Source organism: Mesorhizobium sp. M2D.F.Ca.ET.226.01.1.1, assembly GCF_004022705.2.
Taxonomy (GTDB): Bacteria; Pseudomonadota; Alphaproteobacteria; order Rhizobiales; family Rhizobiaceae; genus Mesorhizobium.
The window spans coordinates 591,465-612,753 of record NZ_RZOY02000002.1 but is presented as its reverse complement, the minus strand read 5'-3'; the positions used below and the strand labels follow the sequence as shown (position 1 = coordinate 612,753).

Here is a 21,289-nt window from a genome sequence, read left to right as displayed (position 1 = left end):
GGCACGGGATCATGCGCGGAGGACGATAGGCCGGCAAAGGAGCGGGCCAAGCGTGTCATAATGGCGCCCATGGTCACGCCCACAAGCCGCGCCCCCTGCGTCTACGGAGAGGTGCGCGTCTGCTTAGGCGGCCGAGACATCGCTTACCTGATCAACGCGCTCCGTATTTGCGCCTGTAAGCGGCAATGAAATCGTCGTCGCTACAGATGCAGCGGCCGCTGGAGTCCTTGGCCTTCGGATCGTGCAAGTGAGAGCCAAGGGGGCGCAGAAGATTCACCCGAGTGCTCGTCGTCGGGCTCATGGGAAACCCCGCACTATGCTTGACCAAATCCGCGGCAAGCATAATCCCGGCAAGCACCGACTGAAAGGCCATCGGAACCACAGTTCGAACGCGGCGACTTCCTTCGCTAAGCTGGAACACCAGACCGCCGCAGATAGCCTGCTGATAAAAGGAGCGCAGGGGCTGGCCGACAAACGGGGCTAGCGGTTCAAACGGCACAGCCATCGCTGTAGCCACGCGAACTACAAAGTCGTTGGGAACTCCGGCATTTGTCTGCAGGAGCGTTTTCACCTGCTCGTGTGCTTCCGGTATTCCGAGTTCCTCGGCAATCAGCTGGTGCTCGTCCTTGGATTTTCCGGATGGCAGGTACATGCAACAAAGGCAAGCCTGGCCGTCATCGAAACCATGCCGGGAGATACCGAGATCGTGCTCCTGCATCCAAGCGTTTGCGATCCATCGCGGCAGTGCACCTTGGACAGCCAGACGGTCGGCGGCGGTGTCAAGCGCCACACCCACTTGGTCTAAGACCCAATTGCCCCGGCGCGCAACATATTCTGCCCACGTCAGAGGGTGCGCCTCGACCTCAAGGCCAGTCGATCTAAGGGCGGTGGCTGCAAGAACCGCCTTGGACATACCAATCTCCGCCTGGCCGGCCAATGCGTAGCGCTGCAGGTTTGAGAGTTCGATCGCTTCGTGATCGATTACATGCAGACGACCCTTGAGATCGGGTTGTCTCGCTAGCGCCCAAAGCGAGCCATGGCCTATCGCACCGAGCCCAACGAGGTGGGTTTCGCCAAGGTCGACTGGGAAGTCGATCGGGCCAGCCTCCCCGGCTTTGGTCTTGTCGTAGCTGCATAGCGAGAGGTCGATGGTTTCGTCCAACTCGGCGCCGGTCAACTGGGCGGCGAAGATAGTTCGAAAGACGTTGGCGGCGCCGAAGCAACTGGCGGCGCCAGCTCCAAAAGGCAGCAGACTTGGGCCAGAGCCCACCGGGTCCGTACGCGACAGCTTTGCCGCCCAACCGTCCGATCCCACGAAAAAGATCGGGCACCGGAGTGATGGGCGCGTTACCCCTGCAACGACGCAGACGGTGGCAGACTTGCCGGAACGCCGGATGCCGACTTTTGGATTGATCGACTTTGCCAAGCGCTCCAGCGCTTGGGCTTGAGAGCTCGCCGCGCTGTCCAGCGGGAGTATCGCCAGAACCGGGTAGAGCCTAGCGAGCAATCTCACCGCAAGATCTAGTGTCGCCTGGCCTTCGGCGCAGGAAGCGGCCTGATGGTCGAAGGCGACTGCCACGACCTGCTTTTCAAGAGCTGCTTTGAAGTCTCCCAGATGAAAATCGGCCAGGACCTGAGATGCCGCCGTGGCGGCACGATCGATGAAGTTAGCGAATGCCATTGTTCAACTCGATATCATGATCATTCGCGACAGTGCCGCGGGAGGGAGCGCATTCCATTTGGCCTTTTCGTCAAGCCGATAGGCGGCGACCCGAGCAAAATCGAAAGGCTCGCGGGCGAAATTCGGCACTACCAGCGACAGACACCCAACCGTGGTAGCAACCGCATAAGCGTCGTCCGTCGTCGAATGGTAGGCGCGGCCCGGATGGCTGTGAATCTGGGCCAAGAGTTTCAGGCCGCTTTTGTAGAGCCAGACATTGAGCCGGTGCAGTTCTTCGGCCGCAACGATCACGCAAACGCCATCGTTTGTCCGAATGTGACGCTGCGCCGGGATAACCGTCTCTGTTACGGCAAAGTGCCGGTCTTGCTGAACGCCGACCCAGAGCGCCATCCCCTCATTGCCTTCGCGACCAACTGAGCGCAGATGCCCATGCGTGGTCGAGATGCAGCCGCGCGGGAGAGTCACGATCGTTACATCTCTCAAACCAGTCATTCTTGTATCGCCTGAGGGGATACCACCATTCCTACGATTGCCGGTGGGAGTTGAATCTGCAACTGCTCTATAGGAATGATTCCGTACTTGATGATCTTGTCCAGGATGAAGGCCAAACAGCCTTCGCCAGAACCCCGATGAAGTAGCCATGGATCACCTGAATGGGCTGGATTGTCGTGGTATTCCCGGACGCCCGCCATGCACAGGAATGGTTCGTCCTCGGGACTGTTGGCCTGGATGAAGTCCGTCAGCGGCACGGCGTTCTGCTGGATGAGAGCTCCTATCATCTCCGGCGGCGTTCCGGGCAGCGGCGGACGTCTAAGCATTTTCAGGTATAGATCTTTCCGGGCAATCGGATGACGCGTAAACGGATCGACGAAGACCACGGACGGTGGTCTTAAGTCGTAGTCGGTGAAGTCGACCTCGCTCGCTGCGCTGATCACCCGTGGTTTTAACTTGAGGCTTGCGAAAATGAAGAAAGCGCGCGGAAAGGTCGCCTCGATCAAGAAGCAGCCCTGAGCCCGATAGACATCAGCATATGGCCGGAACCGGCCGATCTCCCGATCAAACTTCGCTCGGGAGACCTCCGGATCCACACTTTGGGGTTTAGGCACCTGCGACGCCCGCCTTCAGGCTGAGGAACAGGGTCACAGTATTCGGGAAACCGAAATCGCCAAGCTTCTTGTCGACGTCGAGCAAGTTGCCGGCCTCATCCTTCAATTCCCAATTCTCGGCTGGTTGGGCGACATTCTGCGTGTTCTCAAGGGCTTTGGTACGAATGACGTGAAGCGGCTGGTTGGGATTGGCTTCGACCTGCGTGGGCTGGCCGTTCACCACCATCGTGATCTCGATCTTGCCCGGCCCGCCGCCGTGATTATCGCCCTTACCCGAATCCTTCGACATTGTCCTACTCCTGTGGCTTGCCAACCGTCCCACGCCCTGGCGCCCACCTGCGAGTGAGACCGGCGGTCTTCAATCGTTCACCCGGCGCCACGGCCGCGAGTACGCGAAAGACAGGGGATAAGCTACCGAATCGGTGCTTGCCTTCTTTTATGGGTGACTTGAGCCGCAAGTAAATGGTCTCAAATTGCTCCTCACAACTATAATCGATTATAGCAATGCGAAAATATTGGCGACACGCCTATTCATCTGCTCTCTCACTCGCCTGCTCCGTGCTTGGCAAGGGGAGCTTTGACTGCGTCACGCGTCCCCCAATCCTGCAACGCATTCACCCGAGCCTGCGCGACACCAGCGCCCGCACCGGCCGTGATCCGCAGAACGAAACGCTGATCGTGGCGTTCTATCGCGAACTGGCGCTGCTGTTCTGGCTAGACGATTGCAACGACGTTGGCCTGATCGCGCCGGAGCAGCTCGCCGCCGTGGAGCAGGCGCTGGGGCACGGCGTACCGTGCGTTCTCTCCGGATTCGAGGGCTGCGCTCAGCTGCGCGCTTCGCTGGTGCTGGATCGGCGAACGGCGCCGGCCACGGTGGCCGCTGGCTGGGAGTACATCCATTTCGAACACTGCGCACTGCCCGAGTTGGACCTGACGCAGATCGACCTGCGCGCCTCGCTGCTGGGCAAGGCTATGCGCGCGCCGCTGCTGATCAGCTCTATGGCCGGCGGCATGCCACGGGCCGAGGCCATCAACCGGCATTTGAGCGAGGCAGCGCAAGCCTTGCGGATCGCCATGTGCGGTTCGCAGCGTGTGAGCCTGCAATCCCGTAACTCCCAGGGGCTAACGCGCGCGCTGCGCCGCCTGGCGCCAGACATTCCCTTGCTGGCCAATATCGGCGCCGCGCAACTGCGGGAGGCCGACGGCCTGGACCTGGCGCGTCGCGCGGTGGACGCGCTGGAGGCCGATGGGCTCATCGTCCATCTCAATCCGCTGCAGGAAGCGGTACAGCCGGGAGGGCGACCGCGACTGGCGCGGCGTCCTGGCGCTGATCGCTGGCGCCGCGCGCATCGTGGGCGTGCCGATCGTGGCCAAGGAAGTGGGGGCGGCCTGTCCGCCTCGGTGGCCTGTGCGCTCGTCGAGGCGGGCGTGGCGGTAATCGATGTCGCCGGCGCCGGCGGCACCAGTTGGGCCGCAGTGGAGGGCGAGCGCGCCCGCAATGCCGCCGACCGTGCAGTGGCGATGTCATTCGCCAATTGGGGGATTCCCACCCTGACCAGCGTGCAGGCGGTGCGTCGGGCGCTGCCAACGGTGAAGCTGATCGCGTCGGGCGGGATCCGCGATGGCGTCGACGTGGCCAAGGCCATCCGCCTGGGCGCGGACATCGCCGGGCAGGCGGCCAGCGTGCTGGGCGCGGCGACAGTGTCCACCGAGGCCGTTGTCGCGCATTTCGAGATCGTCATCCGCCAGTTGTTGGGTCACCATCAAACCAATTTGACGCCCCGGGACAATATCGTCCGGCATTGTCCGGTGTGCGACGATGTTGGGGATGCGACATAGGCGGATTGCCGTGTATTAAACCGCTTTTCCTTTGGCACGCATATTGCGCCCTATCGGTAAACCTCGTCATGGGCCGGCGGCAATCGCTCGGAGATTGTCGAAATAGCACAATCTGCCGGGGTGACATCCGGCCCGACTAGAGCAGGACCTTTCAGATGATGCAGAAAAGCAAGCGGCCATACTCGCGGGGAAATAGTCGCGTCAGGGCTGCATGGACGCTCTTTCCTGGTTGTTTCGGCGACGGACGCCAACTCTTCAATCGGCACCCGAACCAGTGCCTGGATGTCCAAGGAGCGCCCCTGTTGCGCGTGCCTGGCTGCACCCGCGTGCTGGCTCTCCTCCAAGGCGACGCTCGGCGCTGCTGCAGACCGGCGACGAGAACCCAACTTCAAAATTAGCATTCCGAAAACCGAAAGAAGTGAACAGGTATGTCCAGGATCGGCGCTTTGACGCGCGCGGCATGGCGATCGGCAACTCAGACGCTGGCCAAGGGTTCGAAAAGTTTACACCCGACGCTAGCGCCGGCCGATTTCAAGCGCGCACTTACGATCAACGATCGATATGGCGGGCTCACTGTCAATGTCCCCAAAATGCCTTTCTGGCTGACCGGGGGTGAAGCCTTCGTCTACCGCCGGACTAGCCACGGCGAGCAGCAGTTCATGCAGGTCGATGCTGCCACGGGTTTCAAGCGGCCCGCTTTCGATCAGGCGCGTCTGGCGGCAGCGCTAAACAAGGTGAGCCATGAGAGCTATCAAGCCGGCAATCTTCCGTTCGACCGTTTCGAACTGAGTGAGGATGGTCGCAGGCTCGACTTCCAGATTGAAGACACCCGGTGGAGCTGCGACCTTGCAAGCTATGACTGTACCAGCACCACATTCGATGCAAGGAAAGGGGACCGTAGGGAGCTCAGCCACCGCTACACGCCGCCAGCGGAGAACAACCCCGACAAGAGCAACGCGTCGCCCGACGGCAAATGGATCGCCTATATCAAGAACTGCAACGTTTTCCTGCGCAGCGAGGACGGATTGCAGGATGTTCCTCTGAGCCGGGACGGAGCCGAAGGCAATTGCTACGTCTTTTCGACGCTGAGCTGGTCGCCGGACTCGCGCCACCTCGCCGCTTACCTTGTTCGCCCCGGCTATAGGCGAGAGGTCCGCTACCTCAATTCATCGACGGACCAGTTGGAGCGGGAATATTCAACAATATTCTATCCCAGGCCGGGCGATGTCCTTCCGCTGCCCCAACCAGTCCTGTTCGACATTGCCGGCCGGCGCCAGATCGTGATTGACGGTGCCCTCTTCTCGAACGTCTTCGAACTTTCCCCTCTCCGGTGGTGGGCGGACAGCCGCGGCTTCACTTTCGAATATAACCAGCGCGGGCATCAGCTCTATCGCTTGGTCGAGGTAGACGCCGCCTCGGGCCGCGGGCGCTCCCTGATCGATGAGACCAGCGAGACATTCGTGGATTATTTGCCGCTGGGGCATGGCCAGGAGGATGCCGGAAAAATCTTCCGTTACGATGTCGATGACGGGAAGGAGATCATCTGGGCATCAGAGCGCGACGGGTATGAGCATTTGTATCTTTTCAACGGCCGGACAGGCGCGCTCGAAAACCAGATCACCCGAGGTGAGTGGGTCGTCCGGAGGGTCAACCATGTCGATCCGGTGAAGCGTCAGATCTGGTTCGAGGCGAGCGGGATGAACTCGCAGGAGGACCCCTATTGGGTCCATGCTTACCGCATCGGCTTTGACGGCAAGGGACTGACTGCACTGACGCCCGAACCGGCCAACCACCATATCGAGTTCTCGCCTGACAGGCGCTATTATGTCGATCTCTGGTCACGCATCGATCTGCCCCCGCGCATGGCACTCTACCGCGCCAGCGACAATGCCAAGCTCCAGCAGATCGAGACGGCCGACATTTCCGAGCTCGTCGCCGCAGGCTGGCAGCCGCCGCTCAGTTTCCATTCCAAGGGGCGCGACGGCAAAACTGACATCTGGGGTGTGCTCCACCTGCCAGCCAACTTCGACCCGACGAAGAAATACCCGGTTGTGGAGAATATCTATGCTGGACCCCACGGCTCCTTCGTCCCAAAATCCTTCTCGCGGTGGACAGAGCCGCTCACGCAGCTGGGCTTCGTCGTTGCTCAGATCGACGGCATGGGCACCAACAACCGCTCCCGCGCCTTCCATGATGTTGCTTGGAAGAATCTGAAGGACGCAGGATTTCCCGATCGCATTCTGTGGCACAAGGCGGCGGCCGCGCAATATCCATGGTACGACATATCCAACGTCGGCATTTTTGGCGCATCCGCCGGCGGCCAGAGTGCAGTCAGCGCGCTGCTCTTTCACCCCGATTTCTACAAGGTCGCCGTCGCCAAAAACGGCTGCTTCGACAACAGGATAGACAAGACCTGGTGGAATGAACTGTGGATGGGGTGGCCGGTCGGCATTGAATATTCGCAATCCTCCGCCGTTGACAATGCTCACAGGCTGCAGGGCAAGCTGATGATCGCGGTCGGCGAAATGGATGATAATGTCGATCCGTTTTGCTCGTTCCAGCTTGCCGATCGACTCATCAAGGCAGGAAAAGATTTTGACATTGTCTACGTTCCTGGTGCCAATCACCATACTCTAGGCACCTACACCGAGCGCAAACTCCTAGACTTCTTCGTTCGCAACATTCTCGGTCAGACCCCGCCCGACTGGAACAGCAAACCGATCGAGCTGGAGTAGCTTGTGGCTCTTGCAATTGTTAGCTCGCCTTATCGGCTGTAATCAGGGCGAGGCGCGAGCAAATCTGCACCGAAGGACGATCGTGGAGTCTAGGACTTGCGCTGCGTATTGAGGATAGGCTCGCCGCGACGTTGGTCTGAGCAAACTGCTTGATAGGCACGCCTGCAGACCGCGTGTGTGCGATTGCAAGATCCCCTATCAGCCTGGTGTGAAGCGTTCAGGGGAAAAGCCGCACCCAACGCCGCTTCCGCTCGCCGTAACGCTACGGCGGTGCGGCCCACCCGATCCGCTCGACGAGCATAGGAACACATAGGTCCCCGAACGGACGATTACCTTGGCAATAGAAGACCCTCGTCGGTCATCGCCGCTGTGGGTGGCAGCCCGTCGGTCTGGAGCTGCCACGATTCTCATCCTCGCGTCACATATGAGCTGAAGCTTTCCGGATCGGGTATCCAATCGGCATCCAGTTGCTCGGCGATATGGTTGAATTCTACCTCAGGACAAGAGTGAGTAGAGCAGCCCCGCTACGAAAATCCTATCCTGGTTCGTTTGACGCATCGACTATTCAGATTGATTGGCGTGATACCCGGCGCGGCCGCAACACGCTAGGCCGTCAACCGCTGAGCAGAAAACCAGCCTTCGCCTTCCGCGGCGGCGGACCTCGTCAGCCTTTCGAAAGCTTGCCTGAGTAGGTTGCTCATGTGATCTGTGGAAGTGAGGCTAGCGTGCACCCGTACAAACTGGACATTCATCGTAGCAGCTTGGCTGCAGGTGCAGCACGCCGTACCGCACGAGCAAGCGGACAAGCCGGCCAAGCCGGTTTTGAGCAGCACTTGGGCGAATTGCAGGCGGCGGATGAGTTGATGAGTGCACCAGGCGAGGATGTCCTCGTCAATGGCTCGCATGGCAAAGGTGAGTTGAGACCAACGAAGAGGCAGAGGATCCAAAGCAATCTGCAGCATGCTGTCACTGAGCGGCAACCAGGTCAGGTTGGTGACTCAGGCGCTCGCGCGATGATGCAACTCCCTGCCCATCAGGTGGGTACATCGGAACGGGAGGCGCAGCTCGCGATGCAGGGGGATGAGCACGAATACACCCCAGCGCCGCATCTCGATGGGTCGATGCCCTCGACAGTGCAGCCGGATCGTCCAATTGTGGCCCCCGACGGTGCCGACAAGCGTCCTGTTTATTCCAACGATGCCACCGCCATCGAAGGGCTGAAGTCTGCACTCCTTGCGGGTAAAGCCAGGCCGGACACGGTCACTCGCAGCGCAAATTCTCTTTTCGGCTTTAGTCGTTGGCTCTTTCAAAACAAAAAGCCAGGGTTTGCTGCTCGGCTTTACCATCCGTCGCTGAGCCAGGATCTCGAGGAGTACGAGAGTAGGGGTGGTTCCTCCACAGTGGCTGGCGCACTGCGTCAACTGATGAAGCCGATAGGCGGAGCCGCCCCGATTGTGGGTCGCGCTGTCCTGAACCCCCATCCTGACGACGCCGCGCTCACTAGACATTTCAGATCCGCGAGCGGCTACGCAACTGCTCTTAACCATTTCAGTCATTACCTACGTCAAAATGACAAGCTCGGGATTGCGGGCCGGATTTACGATGAATCGCTGGATAAAGATGTTGAGAGCTACAAGGCCGCCTCCTCTACTCGTGGAGCTCCGATCGAATCTGCACTGGTTTATATCCGCAAGCACCCGCCGCGCGTTATACTCGGGAGTCATCTGGAAAACGCGGTCAGCATGGAGGCTCGTCCCCGTGGCGACGCTGCTCAGCATACCGCACCACAGCAGGGATTCGATTGGCCAGAGGAGCTCCTGCCGGTAGGTTATAAGGAGGGCACCGATCTACCATTGTCTCTCGCCCCAACCGCGCACCAACACCAAGCACCCGACTTTGGAGAGGCCGTCCCTCACTTGAACTGGCGCCACGGCGACCAGGGCGCCCCGGAGGGGCTGGTAGCTGCACGGGACAGGAGCAGCCCGCTGCCAAGCGAGGCGGTGCCACATAAATCTGGACGGGGACTCGCTACGCAGCCCAGATTGTGGGCGGAGAAATCCGCCTCGCCAGAGCTCTTTCGACGGCGGGCGGAGCAGGCTCTGCCGGCGTCCGCCAGAGGTGTGGAGACATCCTCCGCGGTTGATGAAGCCGCCGCTCGCCAAGCTTTGGCTTGGTTGCAGCAGGAGATGGAGGGGATCGAACCGATGCAGGATCCTCATAAGGTGGCTACACCGGAATCTGAGGCGCAGCTCGTCAGGCAGAGGGATGAACACGAATCCACCCCAGCACCGCATCCCGGAGGTGGTGGTTCGATGTCCTCGACAGTGCAGCCGGATCGTCCAATTGTAGTCCCCAACGGTTCCGACAAGCGTCCTGTCTATTCCAACGATGCGACCGCTATCGAAGGGCTGAGGGCAGCATTCCACGCGGGTAAGGCCAGCGCGAACACGGTCACTTTCAATGTAAATTCTCTTTTCGGCTTTAGTCGGTGGCTCCTTCAAAACAACAAGCCAGGGTTTGCTGCTCGGCTTTACCATTCGTCGCTGGATCAGGATCTCAAGGAGTACGAGAGTACGGGTGGTTCCTCCACCGTGGCTGGCGCACTGCGTTACCTCAAGAAGTCGACAAGCGGAGCCCCGATTATGGGTCGCCCTCTCGTGATCCCCTATCCTGACGATGCCGAGCTCATTAGAGATTACAGAGCCGCTTCGACCAAGGAGTACCTGGCAGCGCCTGCGACCGGACGGAATCCAGATACCGTGGGCGGCTATACAAATTTTCTTAGACATTTTAGCCAGTATCTGCGTCAAAATAACAAGCCTGGGATTGCCGCTCGGATTCACGACAAATCGCTGGATAAAGATGTTGAGAGCTTCAAGGCTGTCTCCTATGGTAATAGACTAAGTATCGGTTCTGCATTGGCTCACCTCCGGGATATCCTGCCGCGCATTGTGCTCGGGCGCGAAACTGTCCTTGCTGCTCATCCGGCAGACGCAGTCACCAGGCGCGTTGGGGCCGCTGCTGAAGCTGGGCCAGCGGCACCGGCAAGAGCTCCCCAACCCGCCTCGCCAGCAACCGCTAAGCTGCCAGGCACCTACCGCGGCCTTCCACTGGTTGATGTGACCACACTGACGACCAGTTCCTCTGGGGCTCAGATCGGGGCGCTCGATCCGACAGCCCCGTCCAACGTTGCAACGGGGCGGGTGCTCGGCGCCGCCGAATGGCTGAGCGACGCCCATGTCCAGAGAGATTACAATTTGCTGGAGCGGCAACTGCAGGGGATCAATCCGGCGCTCGCTGCCCGGACTCGGCTGGTGGATCCTTCCGTATCCCATCTACTGCGACACACGTCGCCGCAAGACGCTCGAGGCATATTGCAGTCCATCTATAATCAAAACAACGCCACAGCCGACTTCCTGTTCTTGCCAGTGAATAATGGCACGGCTACTAGCCCCGGCACCCATTGGTCGCTGCTGCTCGTTGATCGCCGCGACCCCGAAAGGCGGTTCGCCTATCACTACGACTCCCTCCAGCGAGAGGGATATAACGACGTGCCTGCAAAACAGCTCGCAGGACTGCTGAATGCTACCTTGGCGCCAGCCCCCATGGCCAGACAGACGAACCATTATGATTGCGGCGTATTTGTCCTGGAGGGCACGTGGGCGCTGGTTGAACGATTGGTGAAAGGGCAGCGGCCAGACCACGAGCCGCTGCCCCTCGACAACCTCGTTGCCGATCGGCAGGCGCTGCAAGACCGGCTAAGGAGGCGCTTGCCGCACGAGGAAGAGCCGCGGCAGCTGCTGGAGGATGAACCCGCCTCCCCACCGATGATGGCATTCGAGCCAGGGGAACTGCGGCAACTGTTGGAAGACGAGCCTGACTCCCCACCAATGATGGCGTTCGAGTCAGGGGAACTGCGGCAACTGTTGGAAGACGAGCCTGCCTCCCCACCAATGATGGCGTTCGAGTCAGGGGAACTGCGGCAACTGTTGGAGGACGAGCCTGCCTCCCCACCAATGATGGCGTTCGAGCCAGGGGAACTGCGGCAGCTGTTGGAGGATGAACCCGCTTCCCCACCGATGATGGCGTTCGAGCCAGGGGAACTGCGGCAGCTGTTGGAGGATGAACCCGCTTCCCCACCGATGATGGCGTTCGAGCCAGGGGAACTGCGGCAACTGTTGGAAGACGAGCCTGCCTCCCCACCAATGATGGCGTTCGAGCCAGGGGAACTGCGGCAACTGTTGAATGATGAGCCTGCCTCCACTTGGGCACAAATCAATTCGACCCCACATGCGCGAGCGGACGGTGTTCATCAGCCAGCCCAGGCGCCCTGGCTCCCTGAACGCAGAAGATAACTTTGCGGAGGAGCGGTCACGCAACTGTCGGCGGCGCCGGGCCTCAGGGTGAATGGAGAGGATGGTGTCGCGTGAAGGCGCAACACGCGTGCTGACCGACCTGCATAGTAGGAAGTCGTTCATTGCTCCCAAATCGTATGTGAGGAACATTCCTGTCCCGGCTGCACCGCGCGATGCTAGGTCGCGTTGTTCAGCGGGCCAAGCCGATGACACCTACGAAGCTACTGATCGGGCAGATCGCCGTTGTGTGCGCAATTGTCATTATCGGCGTATGGACGGCAACCCAATGGTGCGCTCAAATGCTGACCTACCAGACGCCTCTCGGCGCACCATGGTTTCTCTTCGCCGGCTGGCCAATCTACAAGCCGTGGAAGCTGTTTGAATGGTGGTTCCACTTCGATGCTTATGCGCCGGAGGTCTTCGACAAAGCCGGTACGCTTGCAGGCGCCAGCGGATTCCTGGGCTGTGCCGCCGCAATCGCAGGCTCGCTTTTGCGCGCGCGACAGCGCGGGTCGGTTACGACCTATGGGTCTTCACGGTGGGCCACGACTCATGAGGTCGAGACGGCAGGGTTGTTACGGCCGGCGGGCGTTTTCCTCGGTAGGCTGAACGATCGCTATCTGCGCCATGACGGCCCGGAGCACGTCATGGCATTTGCGCCGACGCGTTCGGGCAAGGGCGTGGGGCTGGTTGTTCCAACGCTACTTTCCTGGACCGGGTCTGCCATCATTCATGATATAAAAGGCGAAAATTGGCAGTTGACCTCCGGCTGGCGGTCGAAATTCTCGTACTGCCTTCTGTTCAATCCGACCGACCCGAGATCGGCACGCTACAACCCGCTGCTGGAGGTGCGCAAAGGCCCAGATGAGATCCGGGACGTTCAAAACATCGCCGACATCCTCGTCGATCCCGAGGGCGCGCTGGAGCGACGGAATCACTGGGAGAAGACCAGCCATTCACTCCTAGTTGGCGCCATTTTGCACGTGCTCTACGCTGAAGAGGACAAGACGCTAGCCCGCGTCGCCACCTTCCTGTCGGACCCGCAACGCTCGTTTGCCGCAACGCTACGGCGGATGATGACGACAAACCATCTCGGGACGGGGCATAACCCTCAGGTCCATCCCGTAGTGGCCTCGGCGGCTCGCGAACTCCTGAACAAGTCGGAAAACGAGCGCTCAGGCGTCCTCTCGACCGCCATGTCCTTTCTTGGGCTTTATCGTGATCCAACGGTCGCGGCGGCCACTTCGTCCTGCGACTGGCGCATCGCTGACCTAGTGGATGGAGAGCGACCGCTGTCGCTCTATCTGGTCGTGCCGCCTTCGGATATCTCGCGCACCAAGCCTTTGGTGCGACTGATCTTGAACCAGATCGGCAGGCGGTTGACGGAGCGTCTGGAGGGGGACCCGAAGAAGAGCCGTAAGCATCAGCTGCTCATGATGCTGGACGAGTTTCCGGCGCTCGGTCGCCTCGACTTCTTCGAAACGGCGCTCGCCTTCATGGCAGGTTATGGCATTCGCTCCTATCTGATCGCACAATCTTTGAACCAGGTTTCAAAGGCCTATGGCGAGAACAATGCTATTCTCGACAATTGCCACGTGCGAATTGCCTTTTCCTCCAATGACGAACGCACGGCCAAGCGCATCTCGGATGCCCTCGGCACCGCAACCGAACTTAGGTCGATGCGCAACTATGCGGGCCATCGGCTTGCGCCCTGGCTTTCACATGTCATGGTGAGCCGCCAGGAAACCGCGCGCCCGCTCCTGACGCCAGGCGAGGTGATGCAATTGCCGCCGTCAGACGAATTGGTCCTGGTTTCTGGGTTGCCGCCGATCCGCGCCAAGAAGCTGCGCTATTATCAGGATCAGAATTTCACAGATCGGGTGCTGCCTGCGCCGGTGCTGCACGACGGACCCTATGCGGACTGCCCTGCATCACGCCCGGACGGCTGGACTGGACAAGTGTGCAGCGTCGATAGCCGACTTGCTGCGGACGAGGAAAGCGCCGACGCGCCAGTTGAAGACGAGGGAGGCGTTCAGCAGCAACGCCATCCAAGCCTGCCCGAAGAAGACGTTGTTGTCTCTCAAGAGCCCGATCAGGCCGATCTGTACAAGCCCGCAGACGATGACAGCGAAGCGCTCGCGGACAAGCGTGTCATGGATCGGATTTCCACTGCGGCCCGCGCCTACGGTATCAACGAGGGCAGGGGCGACGATGTCATTCCCGGCTTCTGAAGTCCGCTGAGTTGCAGAGCGCACCTCAGCGTAGATAACGGCCATAAGCAATTTTGAGCGTCTGGCCGATGCTTCTCCCGTCGCCGGCGCAACGCCGGGCCGTCGGAACGAGCCGCATGAAGCCGCACCGCATTCGCCATCAGTTTCTGCTTGAGCCGGAGCTCAGCGAGAAACTGGACAACCTCAGTCGCGATCCGTCAACGACCAAATCAGCGATCGTGGCGAAGGCGATCGAGGCGTTCATCGAGCGGCGTGGCGAGAGCGAGTTCGATCGGCGCTACGGCGTAAGGCTTGACCGGCTCTCCCGCGATCTTGCCCACGTCAGGCGCGATTCCGAGGTGATCCTGGAGAGCCTGGCGCTCTTCATCCGCTTTTCGATCACCCTTCACGCCCACACGCCGGTCCCGGATCGGGCAACGCAGGCTATTGCCCAAGAGCGTTTCGAGAAATTCGTTGAGAAGGTCGGCCGCCAGATCGCTTCCGGCAAAAAGTCGCTTAGCAAAGACAATGGTGGGGGAGGGGAAGGATGAGCTCTCATCCCGAGGCCGACCACCGGCGGCGTGTCATGCTGCGCACCGCCATGGGTCCGGCAATCACCGAAGCCCTGGCCGATCCGTCCGTCATCGAGGTGATGGTCAATCCCGACGGCGCGCTGCGACTCGACCGGTTAGGCGAAGGTCGGGTCGATACCGACGTTCACATGCACCCGTCCGAGGCAGAACGTATCATCCGCCTGGTTGCTTCGCACGTGCGCGCCGAGGCGCACGCCGACAACCCGATCGTCAGTGCCGAATTGCCGTCTGGCGAACGCTTCGAAGGCCTGCTGCCACCTGTGGTGTTGGCGCCATGTTTTGCCATCCGCAAGCCCGCCGCGAAAGTCTACACCCTGGCCGACTATGTTGCCGAACGCATCATGCTGCCGCTGCAGGCCGATGCGCTGAAAAAGGCCGTCCGCGAGCGGCGCAACATGCTGATCGCCGGCGGCACTTCCTCGGGGAAGACAACACTCGCCAACGCTCTGCTGGCTGAAGTCGCCGAATGCGACGATCGGGTGATCCTGATCGAGGACACACGCGAACTGCAGTGCGCGGCCAGGGACTGCGTTGCCCTGAGAACAAGGCGGGGCTCGGTCACCCTTGCCGATCTCGTGCGCTCGACGCTGAGGCTCAGGCCGGACCGCATCATCGTGGGCGAGGTGAGGGGCGCGGAAGCGCTCGACATGCTGAAGGCATGGAACACCGGGCACCCAGGCGGCATCGCTACCGTACACGCCAATTCCGCGCGCTCGGCTCTCTATCGCATTGAGCAACTCGCCCAGGAAGCGGTGGTCACCGTTCCCCGCCGGCTCATCGCTGAGGCGATAGATCTGATCGTCTTCATAGCGGGACGCGGCTCGTCGCGCCACATCGACGCAATCGCCGAGGTCACCGGTCTCGACGGCAGCGGCGATTACGCCGTTGCCCCGCTCACGCTTTCGCAACTCCAGCAGCTTTGAAAGGCCTTCCTCATGCGCAAGAAGCTTCGCTTTCTTTCGTCCACAGCGCTCGCGTTTCTTAACACGGCCCCGGTTTATGCCGCCGGCTCCGGCATGCCGTGGGAGCAGCCGCTGCAGCAGATCCTGGAGTCCGTGCAGGGACCGGTCGCCAAGATCGTTGCGGTGATCATCATTATCACCACCGGCCTGACGCTTGCCTTCGGCGACACCGCCGGTGGTTTTCGGCGCCTGATTCAGATCGTCTTCGGTCTGTCAATCGCCTTCGCGGCATCGAGCTTCTTCCTCTCCTTCTTCTCCTTCGGTGGTGGGGCGCTCGTCTGATGGCCGCCGGGGAGCAGCATATCGAGGGCTTCGCAGTACCGGTCCACCGGGCGCTGACCGAGCCGATCCTGCTCGGCGGGGCTCCGCGCGCGGTGGCGATCCTCAACGGTACAGTGGCCGCGGCCATTGGCTTCGGCTTGCAGCAATGGATTGCTGGTCTGGTGCTTTGGATCGCAGGCCACTCGTTAGCGGTGTTTGCCGCAAGACGCGATCCGGACTTCGCCAGCGTGCTTGTGCGCCACCTACGTCTGAAGGGGTGGCTTGCATGCTGAACCTTTCGGAATATCGAAGCAAAGCCGACCGGCTTGCCGACCATCTACCCTGGGCTGCCTTGGTGGCGCCCGGCATCGTGCTCAACAAGGACGGCAGCTTTCAGCGGACGTTGCGGTTCCGCGGCCCGGATCTCGAAAGTGCGACGGAGGCTGAACTCGTCGGCATTTGCGCCCGGGCGAACAATGCTCTCAGACGCCTTGGCTCTGGCTGGGCATTGTTCTTTGAGGCCGAGCGCACAGAAGCGCTGGGCTATCCGAACTCGCATTTTCCTGACGCCGCGTCGTGGCTGGTCGACGAAGAACGCCGCGCTGCTTTCGAGGGGAAGGTAGCGCACTACGAGAGCCGCTATCATCTGACCTTGGTGTTTATGCCACCGCCGGACGCCCAGGCGCGCGCAGAAAGCGCGCTCGTCGACTCTCATTATTCCCGAGGAGAAAGAGACTGGCGCCAGGATCTGGCGAGGTTCCGTGACGAGACCAACCGCGTGCTCGATCTCTTCTCGGGTTTCATGTCCGAAGTACGCGTCCTCGATGATGCTCAGACGTTGACCTACCTCCACGGCACGATTTCGCCTCGTCGCCATCCTATCATGGCCCCGGAAACGCCGATATATCTGGATGCAATCCTGGTCGATGCGCCGCTTACCGGTGGCCTGGAGCCGATGCTGGGTGAGCAGCATCTTCGCACACTGACCATCCTCGGCTTTCCGAACCTCACCCGGCCCGGAATCCTCGATACCCTCAATCATCAGGATTTCGCCTATCGCTGGATGACGCGCTTCATTCCGCTCGAGAAAACGGAAGCCACGAAGACGCTGACGCGATTGCGCCGGCAGTGGTTTGCCAAGCGCAAATCGATCGTGGCAATCCTACGCGAGGTCATTACCAACGAGCCGGTCCCGCTTGTCGATAACGATGCCGACAACAAGGCGCTCGATGCCGACGAAGCCCTTCAGGCATTGGGCGGTGATCATGTGAGTTTCGGCTATCTCACCACCACCGTGACGGTGTGGGGCGAGGATCGCCAAGCCGCTGCAGAGAAGCTTCGCGCGGTCGAGCGCATCATCAATGGGCTCGGCTTCACCACGATCCGAGAAGGCGTCAATGCGGTCGAGGCTTGGCTCGGCTCATTGCCTGGCCATGTCTACGCTAACGTTCGCCAACCGCTCGTTCATACATTGAACCTTGCCCATCTCATGCCGCTGTCGTCGGTTTGGGCCGGTCCTGCGACAAACGAGCATCTCGCGAAAGTCACCCAAACCGAAGCGCCACCGCTTTTCGTTGCCGAGACCAGTGGGTCGACACCGTTTCGGCTTTCCACCCACGTCGAAGATGTCGGCCACATGCTGGTTGTTGGTCCGACCGGCGCCGGCAAGTCGGTTCTGCTTGCTCTGATTGCTCTGCAGTTCAGGCGCTATGCCGGCGCCCAGGTTTATGTCTTCGACAAAGGCAATTCGGCCCGTGCTGCAACACTTGCCATGGGTGGAGAACACCACGCGCTAGGAGCGGACGGTTCCCTTGCCTTTCAGCCACTGCGCAGCATCAACGACCAGGCTAGCCGAAGCTGGGCGGCCGAATGGATCGCCAGCCTTGTTGCCCACGAGAACGTCACCGTCACGCCGGAGGTGAAGGAGGCTATTTGGTCAGCGCTGGCCAGCCTTGCCACCGCGCCGGCGCAGGAACGCACACTGACCGGTCTTTCGGTCCTGCTTCAATCCAATGCGCTGAAGACCGCATTGATGCCCTACACGCTCGACGGTCCCTTCGGCCGCCTGCTCGATGCCGATCATGATGGGCTGGCCTTGTCGGATGTGCAGTGTTTCGAGACCGAGGAGTTAATGCACAGCCAAGGCGCTTTGCTGCCGGTGCTTACCTATCTGTTCCAGCGACTTGAGGAACGGTTCGACGGACGGCCCACGCTGATCATGCTCGACGAGGCGTGGGTCTATCTCGACAATCCGCTGTTCGCCGCCCGCATCCGCGAATGGCTGAAGGTGCTGCGAAAGAAGAACGTGTCGGTTGTCTTCGCTACGCAGTCGCTGGCTGATATCGCGGGCTCTGGCATAGCGCCGGCAATCATCGAAAGCTGCCCGCAGCGCATTTTCCTTCCCAATGATCGTGCCGTGGAACCCCAGGCGCGCACAGCCTACGAGCGCTTCGGTTTAAGCGAGCGGCAGATCGAATTGATCGCCCGCGCCACGCCGAAGCGTCAGTATTATCTGCAATCGCGCCGCGGCAACCGTCTGTTCGAGCTCGAGCTTGGCCCCATCGCTCTTGCGCTTTGCGGTGCTTCCGATCCGGCCACGCAGACTCTGATCGACAGGATCATGTCCGAAGACGGGCAAGGCAGCTTTGCCTCGCAGTTCCTGATCGCGCGCGGCCTCGATTGGGCCGGCGAACTTCTCAAGCAATTCCCTCAACCAGACAAGGAGCAATTCTCATGATGCGGCGACGCCTTCTCTCCGGCCTGATCACCGTTTCCCTGATCGCCAAGCCTATGGCCGACTATGTGCAGCCCGCGTACGCCCTTATCGTGTTCGATCCGTCCAATTATGCGCAGAACGTGCTGACGGCCGCGCGCGCATTGGAGCAGATCAACAACCAAATCCAGTCGCTGCAGAATCAGGCGACCATGCTGCAGAACATGGCGCGCAATCTTCAGCGTCTGGATTTCTCTTCCGTTGGCCAACTCACCGGTTCGCTCCATCGCATCGACGGCTTGATGGACCAGGCGAGTGGCCTCAGCTTTGATCTGGGCAAGCTTCAAGACCAGTGGCGCAGCCAATATCCGGAAAGCTACGACGCCACGATCAAAGTCAGCGATGTGGCGAGTGCTGCGCGGGAGCGTTGGCAAACCGCCATGCAGGCGTTCCGCCAGACCATGGGTGTCCAGTCGCAAATCGTCGAGAACGTCCGCGCCGACGGCGATCTGCTCGCCGATCTCGTCAACCGCAGCCAAGGGGCGGCCGGTGCGCTTCAGGCAAGCCAGGCCACCAACCAGCTGATGGCGCTTTCGACAAAACAGCAGATGCAGATCCAGACGCTGCTCGCAACGCAGTTTCGAGCTGAGGCCGAGGATGCCGCCCGCAAGGCCCAGTCAGACGAAGCCGCCCGCGAGATGACGAAGCGGTTCTTGGGTACCGGCTCGGCTTATCCCGGCAATTAATCACGAGTTCATCACGACGAGAAAGGCAGCGGCATGAACGACCTTGGCGTCATCGATCGCTTCATGGAGACCTTCATCCGCTACATCGACAGCGGGTTCGGTCTGCTATCGGGCGACCTCGCCTTCCTCACTACCATTCTGATCGGCATTGACATCACACTTGCCGGCCTGGCGTGGGCGCTCGGCGACGAAACCAGCGTTCTCGGCCGGCTTGTCCGCAAGGTGCTCTATGTTGGCGTCTTCGCCTTCATTCTGAACAATTTCAAGAACCTCGCCGATATCGTTTATCGTTCTTTTGCCGGTCTCGGGATTAAGGCGTCGGCCGGCAATCTGTCGGCAGACAATCTCTTGCGCCCGGGCCGCATTGCCGCGACCGGTTTCGAAGGTGCTTGGCCAATGCTTGACCAAGCCAGTCAGCTCCTGGGCTTCCCGGAAATCTTCGGCAACGCACTGACCATCTTCGTGCTGCTGATGGCCTGGTTCCTGGTTATCATCGCCTTCTTCATCCTTTCCATCCAGCTTTTCATCACCATCCTAGAGTTCAAGCTCACCACGCTGGCAGGTTTTGTTTTGGTTCCATTCGCACTTTGGAACCGTTCAGCGTTCCTGGCCGAACGCGTGCTCGGCCATGTTATCTCGTCAGGCATCAAGGTGATGGTGCTCGCCGTCATTGTCGGTATCGGCTCCACGCTCTTCGGGGAGTTCGCTTCCGCATTGCAAGGCAAGGAGCCGGATCTTGCCGGTGCCATGTCCCAGGTACTGGGCGCACTGGCACTGCTTGGCCTTGGCATTTTTGGGCCGGGGATCGCGTCGGGTCTTGTCTCAGGCGCACCGCAGCTTGGGGCGGGCGCCGCCCTCGGCACGACCGCGGCGGCAGCGGGTGTATCACTCGTTGCTGGAGGCACAGCATTTGCTGGCGCGCGTATGGCAACCAGCGGCGGTCTCGCCGCCATCCGAGCCGGCACAACAATGGGATCGGCTGCTTCCACGTCATGGCAGATCGGGCGCGCAACCTCGCCCGACGCTGGCCTCTCCGGTGTGGCTGCTGGAATGCATGGTGTAACCAGTGCAGCTGGCGGCGCCGCTATACGCATAGCGCGATCCGCCACTGCAAGTGTTGGGCGCAACGCCGATGCCGGGCGCGATGCCGCGTGGACCGCGACCGGCGGCGCGCCGACAGCGTCAATGACCGAACGCTCTGCCGGTTCGGCCACTGTTTCGGCGCCGACGTGGGCAAGGCGCCTACGTTCTGAACAGACCGCCCGGGCAAATCGCCACGCTGCCATGCAAGCTGTCCGAGACGGAGACCGGCCGGGAGGCAGCGCCAACCCCTCTCTCAACGACAAGGATGACTAGATGCTCTTCAAGCGACCCGTGCACCGTTACGGCAAAACACCCGAACCGGTCACGCCGTATCAAAAAGCCGCCCAACTGTGGGACGAGCGCATCGGCTCATCTCGACTGCAGGCCAGGAACTGGCGGATCATGGCCCTTGGCTGCCTGGCCTTGGCGACCGGGCTTTCCGGCGGACTCGTATGGCAGTCGATGCAAAGCCGTGTCGTGCCTTATGTCGTCGAGGTCGATGGCTTCGGCGAGACGCGCGCCGTCGCGCCGGCGGTCCGGAATTATGAGCCCTCGGATGCTCAGATCGCCTGGCATCTCGGCCGCTTCATCCAGAATGTCCGTTCCGTTTCCACCGATCCGGTTTTGGTTCGGCAGAACTGGTTGGCAGCGTACGACTTTGCTAGCGATCGCGCAGCGCTCTTCCTCAACGAATACGCCAAGGCGAACGACCCCTTCGGTCAGATCGGAACGCGCAGTGTTTCGGTACAGGTCACCAGCGTGGTCAGAGCCTCCGAAAGTTCATTCCAGGTCAAATGGACCGAGCAGGTGTTTGAGCGCGGAAGCCTTGCCAGCACGATGCGCTGGACTGCGATCCTCACGATCGTGATCCGCTCGCCAAGCAATACGGATCAGCTGCGCAAGAATCCGCTCGGCGTCTTCATCAATGCCATTGACTGGTCACGCGAGCTCGACAGCGCCGTCCCAGCCCCCCTTTCTCCGACGGAGTCCACCAATGAAAGGTAA

General features: G+C 60.7%; 15 protein-coding genes and 2 pseudogenes. 13 read left to right on the top strand and 4 right to left on the bottom strand.

All coding sequences use genetic code 11. The features are described from left to right. Positions 1–151 precede the first annotated feature (151 nt). The 4 genes from EN869_RS06795 to EN869_RS06780 are packed head-to-tail and all read right to left on the bottom strand — an operon-like array spanning position 152 to position 3,076. The gene (locus EN869_RS06795) at positions 152–1,681 is read right to left on the bottom strand and encodes an E2 ligase fold family C protein (RefSeq protein WP_126057776.1); all 1,530 of its coding nucleotides are present in this window, start codon (positions 1,679–1,681) and stop codon (positions 152–154) included. Positions 1,682–1,684: 3 nt separating this feature from the next. After that, complete coding sequence (locus EN869_RS06790; RefSeq protein WP_126057777.1) at positions 1,685–2,173, bottom strand: Mov34/MPN/PAD-1 family protein; 489 nt, start codon at positions 2,171–2,173, stop codon at positions 1,685–1,687. Further along, a complete protein-coding gene (locus tag EN869_RS06785) occupies positions 2,170–2,787 on the bottom strand; it encodes a putative metal-binding protein (protein ID WP_126057778.1) in 618 nt (205 codons plus the stop codon). Before EN869_RS06785 ends, EN869_RS06790 begins: the two co-directional genes overlap by 4 nt. Beyond that, on the bottom strand, positions 2,780–3,076 hold the full coding sequence (locus EN869_RS06780; RefSeq protein ID WP_126057779.1) for a DUF2604 domain-containing protein: 297 nt from the start codon (positions 3,074–3,076) through the stop codon (positions 2,780–2,782). The genes EN869_RS06785 and EN869_RS06780 overlap by 8 nt, the downstream gene beginning before the upstream one ends. Before the next feature lie 311 nt (positions 3,077–3,387). Here EN869_RS06780 and EN869_RS34745 point away from each other — a divergent pair. From EN869_RS34745 to trbF, 13 genes and pseudogenes are all read left to right on the top strand, one after another. After that, positions 3,388–3,627, top strand: a pseudogene (locus tag EN869_RS34745) (hypothetical protein); the annotation flags it as partial. Continuing rightward, positions 3,616–4,539 (top strand): annotated as a pseudogene (fni, locus tag EN869_RS06775) (type 2 isopentenyl-diphosphate Delta-isomerase); the annotation flags it as partial. The pseudogenes EN869_RS34745 and fni, both read left to right, overlap by 12 nt. A gap of 515 nt (positions 4,540–5,054) precedes the next feature. After that, entirely contained in the window at positions 5,055–7,361 is a 2,307-nt protein-coding gene (locus tag EN869_RS06770; protein WP_126080685.1) for a S9 family peptidase, read from the top strand. 833 nt (positions 7,362–8,194) lie between these two features. Further along, positions 8,195–11,716 carry a Ulp1 family isopeptidase gene (locus EN869_RS06765; protein WP_245454737.1) on the top strand — a complete coding sequence of 1,174 codons (3,522 nt, stop codon included), beginning with the start codon at positions 8,195–8,197 and terminating at the stop codon, positions 11,714–11,716. A gap of 206 nt (positions 11,717–11,922) precedes the next feature. Beyond that, the gene (locus EN869_RS06760) at positions 11,923–13,947 is read left to right on the top strand and encodes a conjugal transfer protein TraG (protein ID WP_024502848.1); all 2,025 of its coding nucleotides are present in this window, start codon (positions 11,923–11,925) and stop codon (positions 13,945–13,947) included. A gap of 116 nt (positions 13,948–14,063) precedes the next feature. Beyond that, positions 14,064–14,477, top strand: coding sequence for a CopG family transcriptional regulator (locus EN869_RS06755; RefSeq protein WP_095488561.1), 414 nt, complete (start codon positions 14,064–14,066; stop codon positions 14,475–14,477). Beyond that, positions 14,474–15,442 (top strand): P-type conjugative transfer ATPase TrbB, encoded by a 969-nt coding sequence (trbB, locus tag EN869_RS06750; protein WP_024502850.1) that lies wholly within the window; start codon positions 14,474–14,476, stop codon positions 15,440–15,442. The genes EN869_RS06755 and trbB overlap by 4 nt, the downstream gene beginning before the upstream one ends. Before the next feature lie 12 nt (positions 15,443–15,454). Beyond that, positions 15,455–15,763 (top strand): TrbC/VirB2 family protein, encoded by a 309-nt coding sequence (locus EN869_RS06745; protein ID WP_126057781.1) that lies wholly within the window; start codon positions 15,455–15,457, stop codon positions 15,761–15,763. Further along, positions 15,763–16,035, top strand: a complete 273-nt coding sequence (locus EN869_RS06740) for a VirB3 family type IV secretion system protein (protein WP_024502852.1) — start codon at positions 15,763–15,765, stop codon at positions 16,033–16,035. The genes EN869_RS06745 and EN869_RS06740 overlap by 1 nt, the downstream gene beginning before the upstream one ends. Further along, positions 16,029–18,479, top strand: coding sequence for a conjugal transfer protein TrbE (gene trbE, locus EN869_RS06735; RefSeq protein WP_126057782.1), 2,451 nt, complete (start codon positions 16,029–16,031; stop codon positions 18,477–18,479). Before EN869_RS06740 ends, trbE begins: the two co-directional genes overlap by 7 nt. Further along, positions 18,476–19,201, top strand: a complete 726-nt coding sequence (gene trbJ / locus EN869_RS06730) for a P-type conjugative transfer protein TrbJ (RefSeq protein WP_024502854.1) — start codon at positions 18,476–18,478, stop codon at positions 19,199–19,201. Before trbE ends, trbJ begins: the two co-directional genes overlap by 4 nt. A gap of 33 nt (positions 19,202–19,234) precedes the next feature. After that, complete coding sequence (gene trbL / locus EN869_RS06725) at positions 19,235–20,557, top strand: P-type conjugative transfer protein TrbL (RefSeq protein WP_126057783.1); 1,323 nt, start codon at positions 19,235–19,237, stop codon at positions 20,555–20,557. Further along, positions 20,558–21,289: a conjugal transfer protein TrbF gene (gene trbF, locus EN869_RS06720; protein WP_126063930.1), complete on the top strand. Its 732-nt coding sequence runs from the start codon at positions 20,558–20,560 to the stop codon at positions 21,287–21,289.

Excerpts from the sequence above, each read along its gene's own strand:
- EN869_RS06795 (WP_126057776.1), bottom strand. The coding sequence starts at position 1,681 with ATGGCATTCGCTAACTTCATCGATCGTGCCGCCACGGCGGCATCTCAG.
- EN869_RS06790 (WP_126057777.1), bottom strand. The coding sequence starts at position 2,173 with ATGACTGGTTTGAGAGATGTAACGATCGTGACTCTCCCGCGCGGCTGC.
- EN869_RS06780 (WP_126057779.1), bottom strand. The coding sequence starts at position 3,076 with ATGTCGAAGGATTCGGGTAAGGGCGATAATCACGGCGGCGGGCCGGGC.
- EN869_RS06770 (WP_126080685.1), top strand. The coding sequence starts at position 5,055 with ATGTCCAGGATCGGCGCTTTGACGCGCGCGGCATGGCGATCGGCAACT.
- EN869_RS06760 (WP_024502848.1), top strand. The coding sequence starts at position 11,923 with ATGACACCTACGAAGCTACTGATCGGGCAGATCGCCGTTGTGTGCGCA.
- EN869_RS06755 (WP_095488561.1), top strand. The coding sequence starts at position 14,064 with ATGAAGCCGCACCGCATTCGCCATCAGTTTCTGCTTGAGCCGGAGCTC.
- trbB (WP_024502850.1), top strand. The coding sequence starts at position 14,474 with ATGAGCTCTCATCCCGAGGCCGACCACCGGCGGCGTGTCATGCTGCGC.
- EN869_RS06745 (WP_126057781.1), top strand. The coding sequence starts at position 15,455 with ATGCGCAAGAAGCTTCGCTTTCTTTCGTCCACAGCGCTCGCGTTTCTT.
- EN869_RS06740 (WP_024502852.1), top strand. The coding sequence starts at position 15,763 with ATGGCCGCCGGGGAGCAGCATATCGAGGGCTTCGCAGTACCGGTCCAC.
- trbE (WP_126057782.1), top strand. The coding sequence starts at position 16,029 with ATGCTGAACCTTTCGGAATATCGAAGCAAAGCCGACCGGCTTGCCGAC.
- trbJ (WP_024502854.1), top strand. The coding sequence starts at position 18,476 with ATGATGCGGCGACGCCTTCTCTCCGGCCTGATCACCGTTTCCCTGATC.
- trbL (WP_126057783.1), top strand. The coding sequence starts at position 19,235 with ATGAACGACCTTGGCGTCATCGATCGCTTCATGGAGACCTTCATCCGC.
- trbF (WP_126063930.1), top strand. The coding sequence starts at position 20,558 with ATGCTCTTCAAGCGACCCGTGCACCGTTACGGCAAAACACCCGAACCG.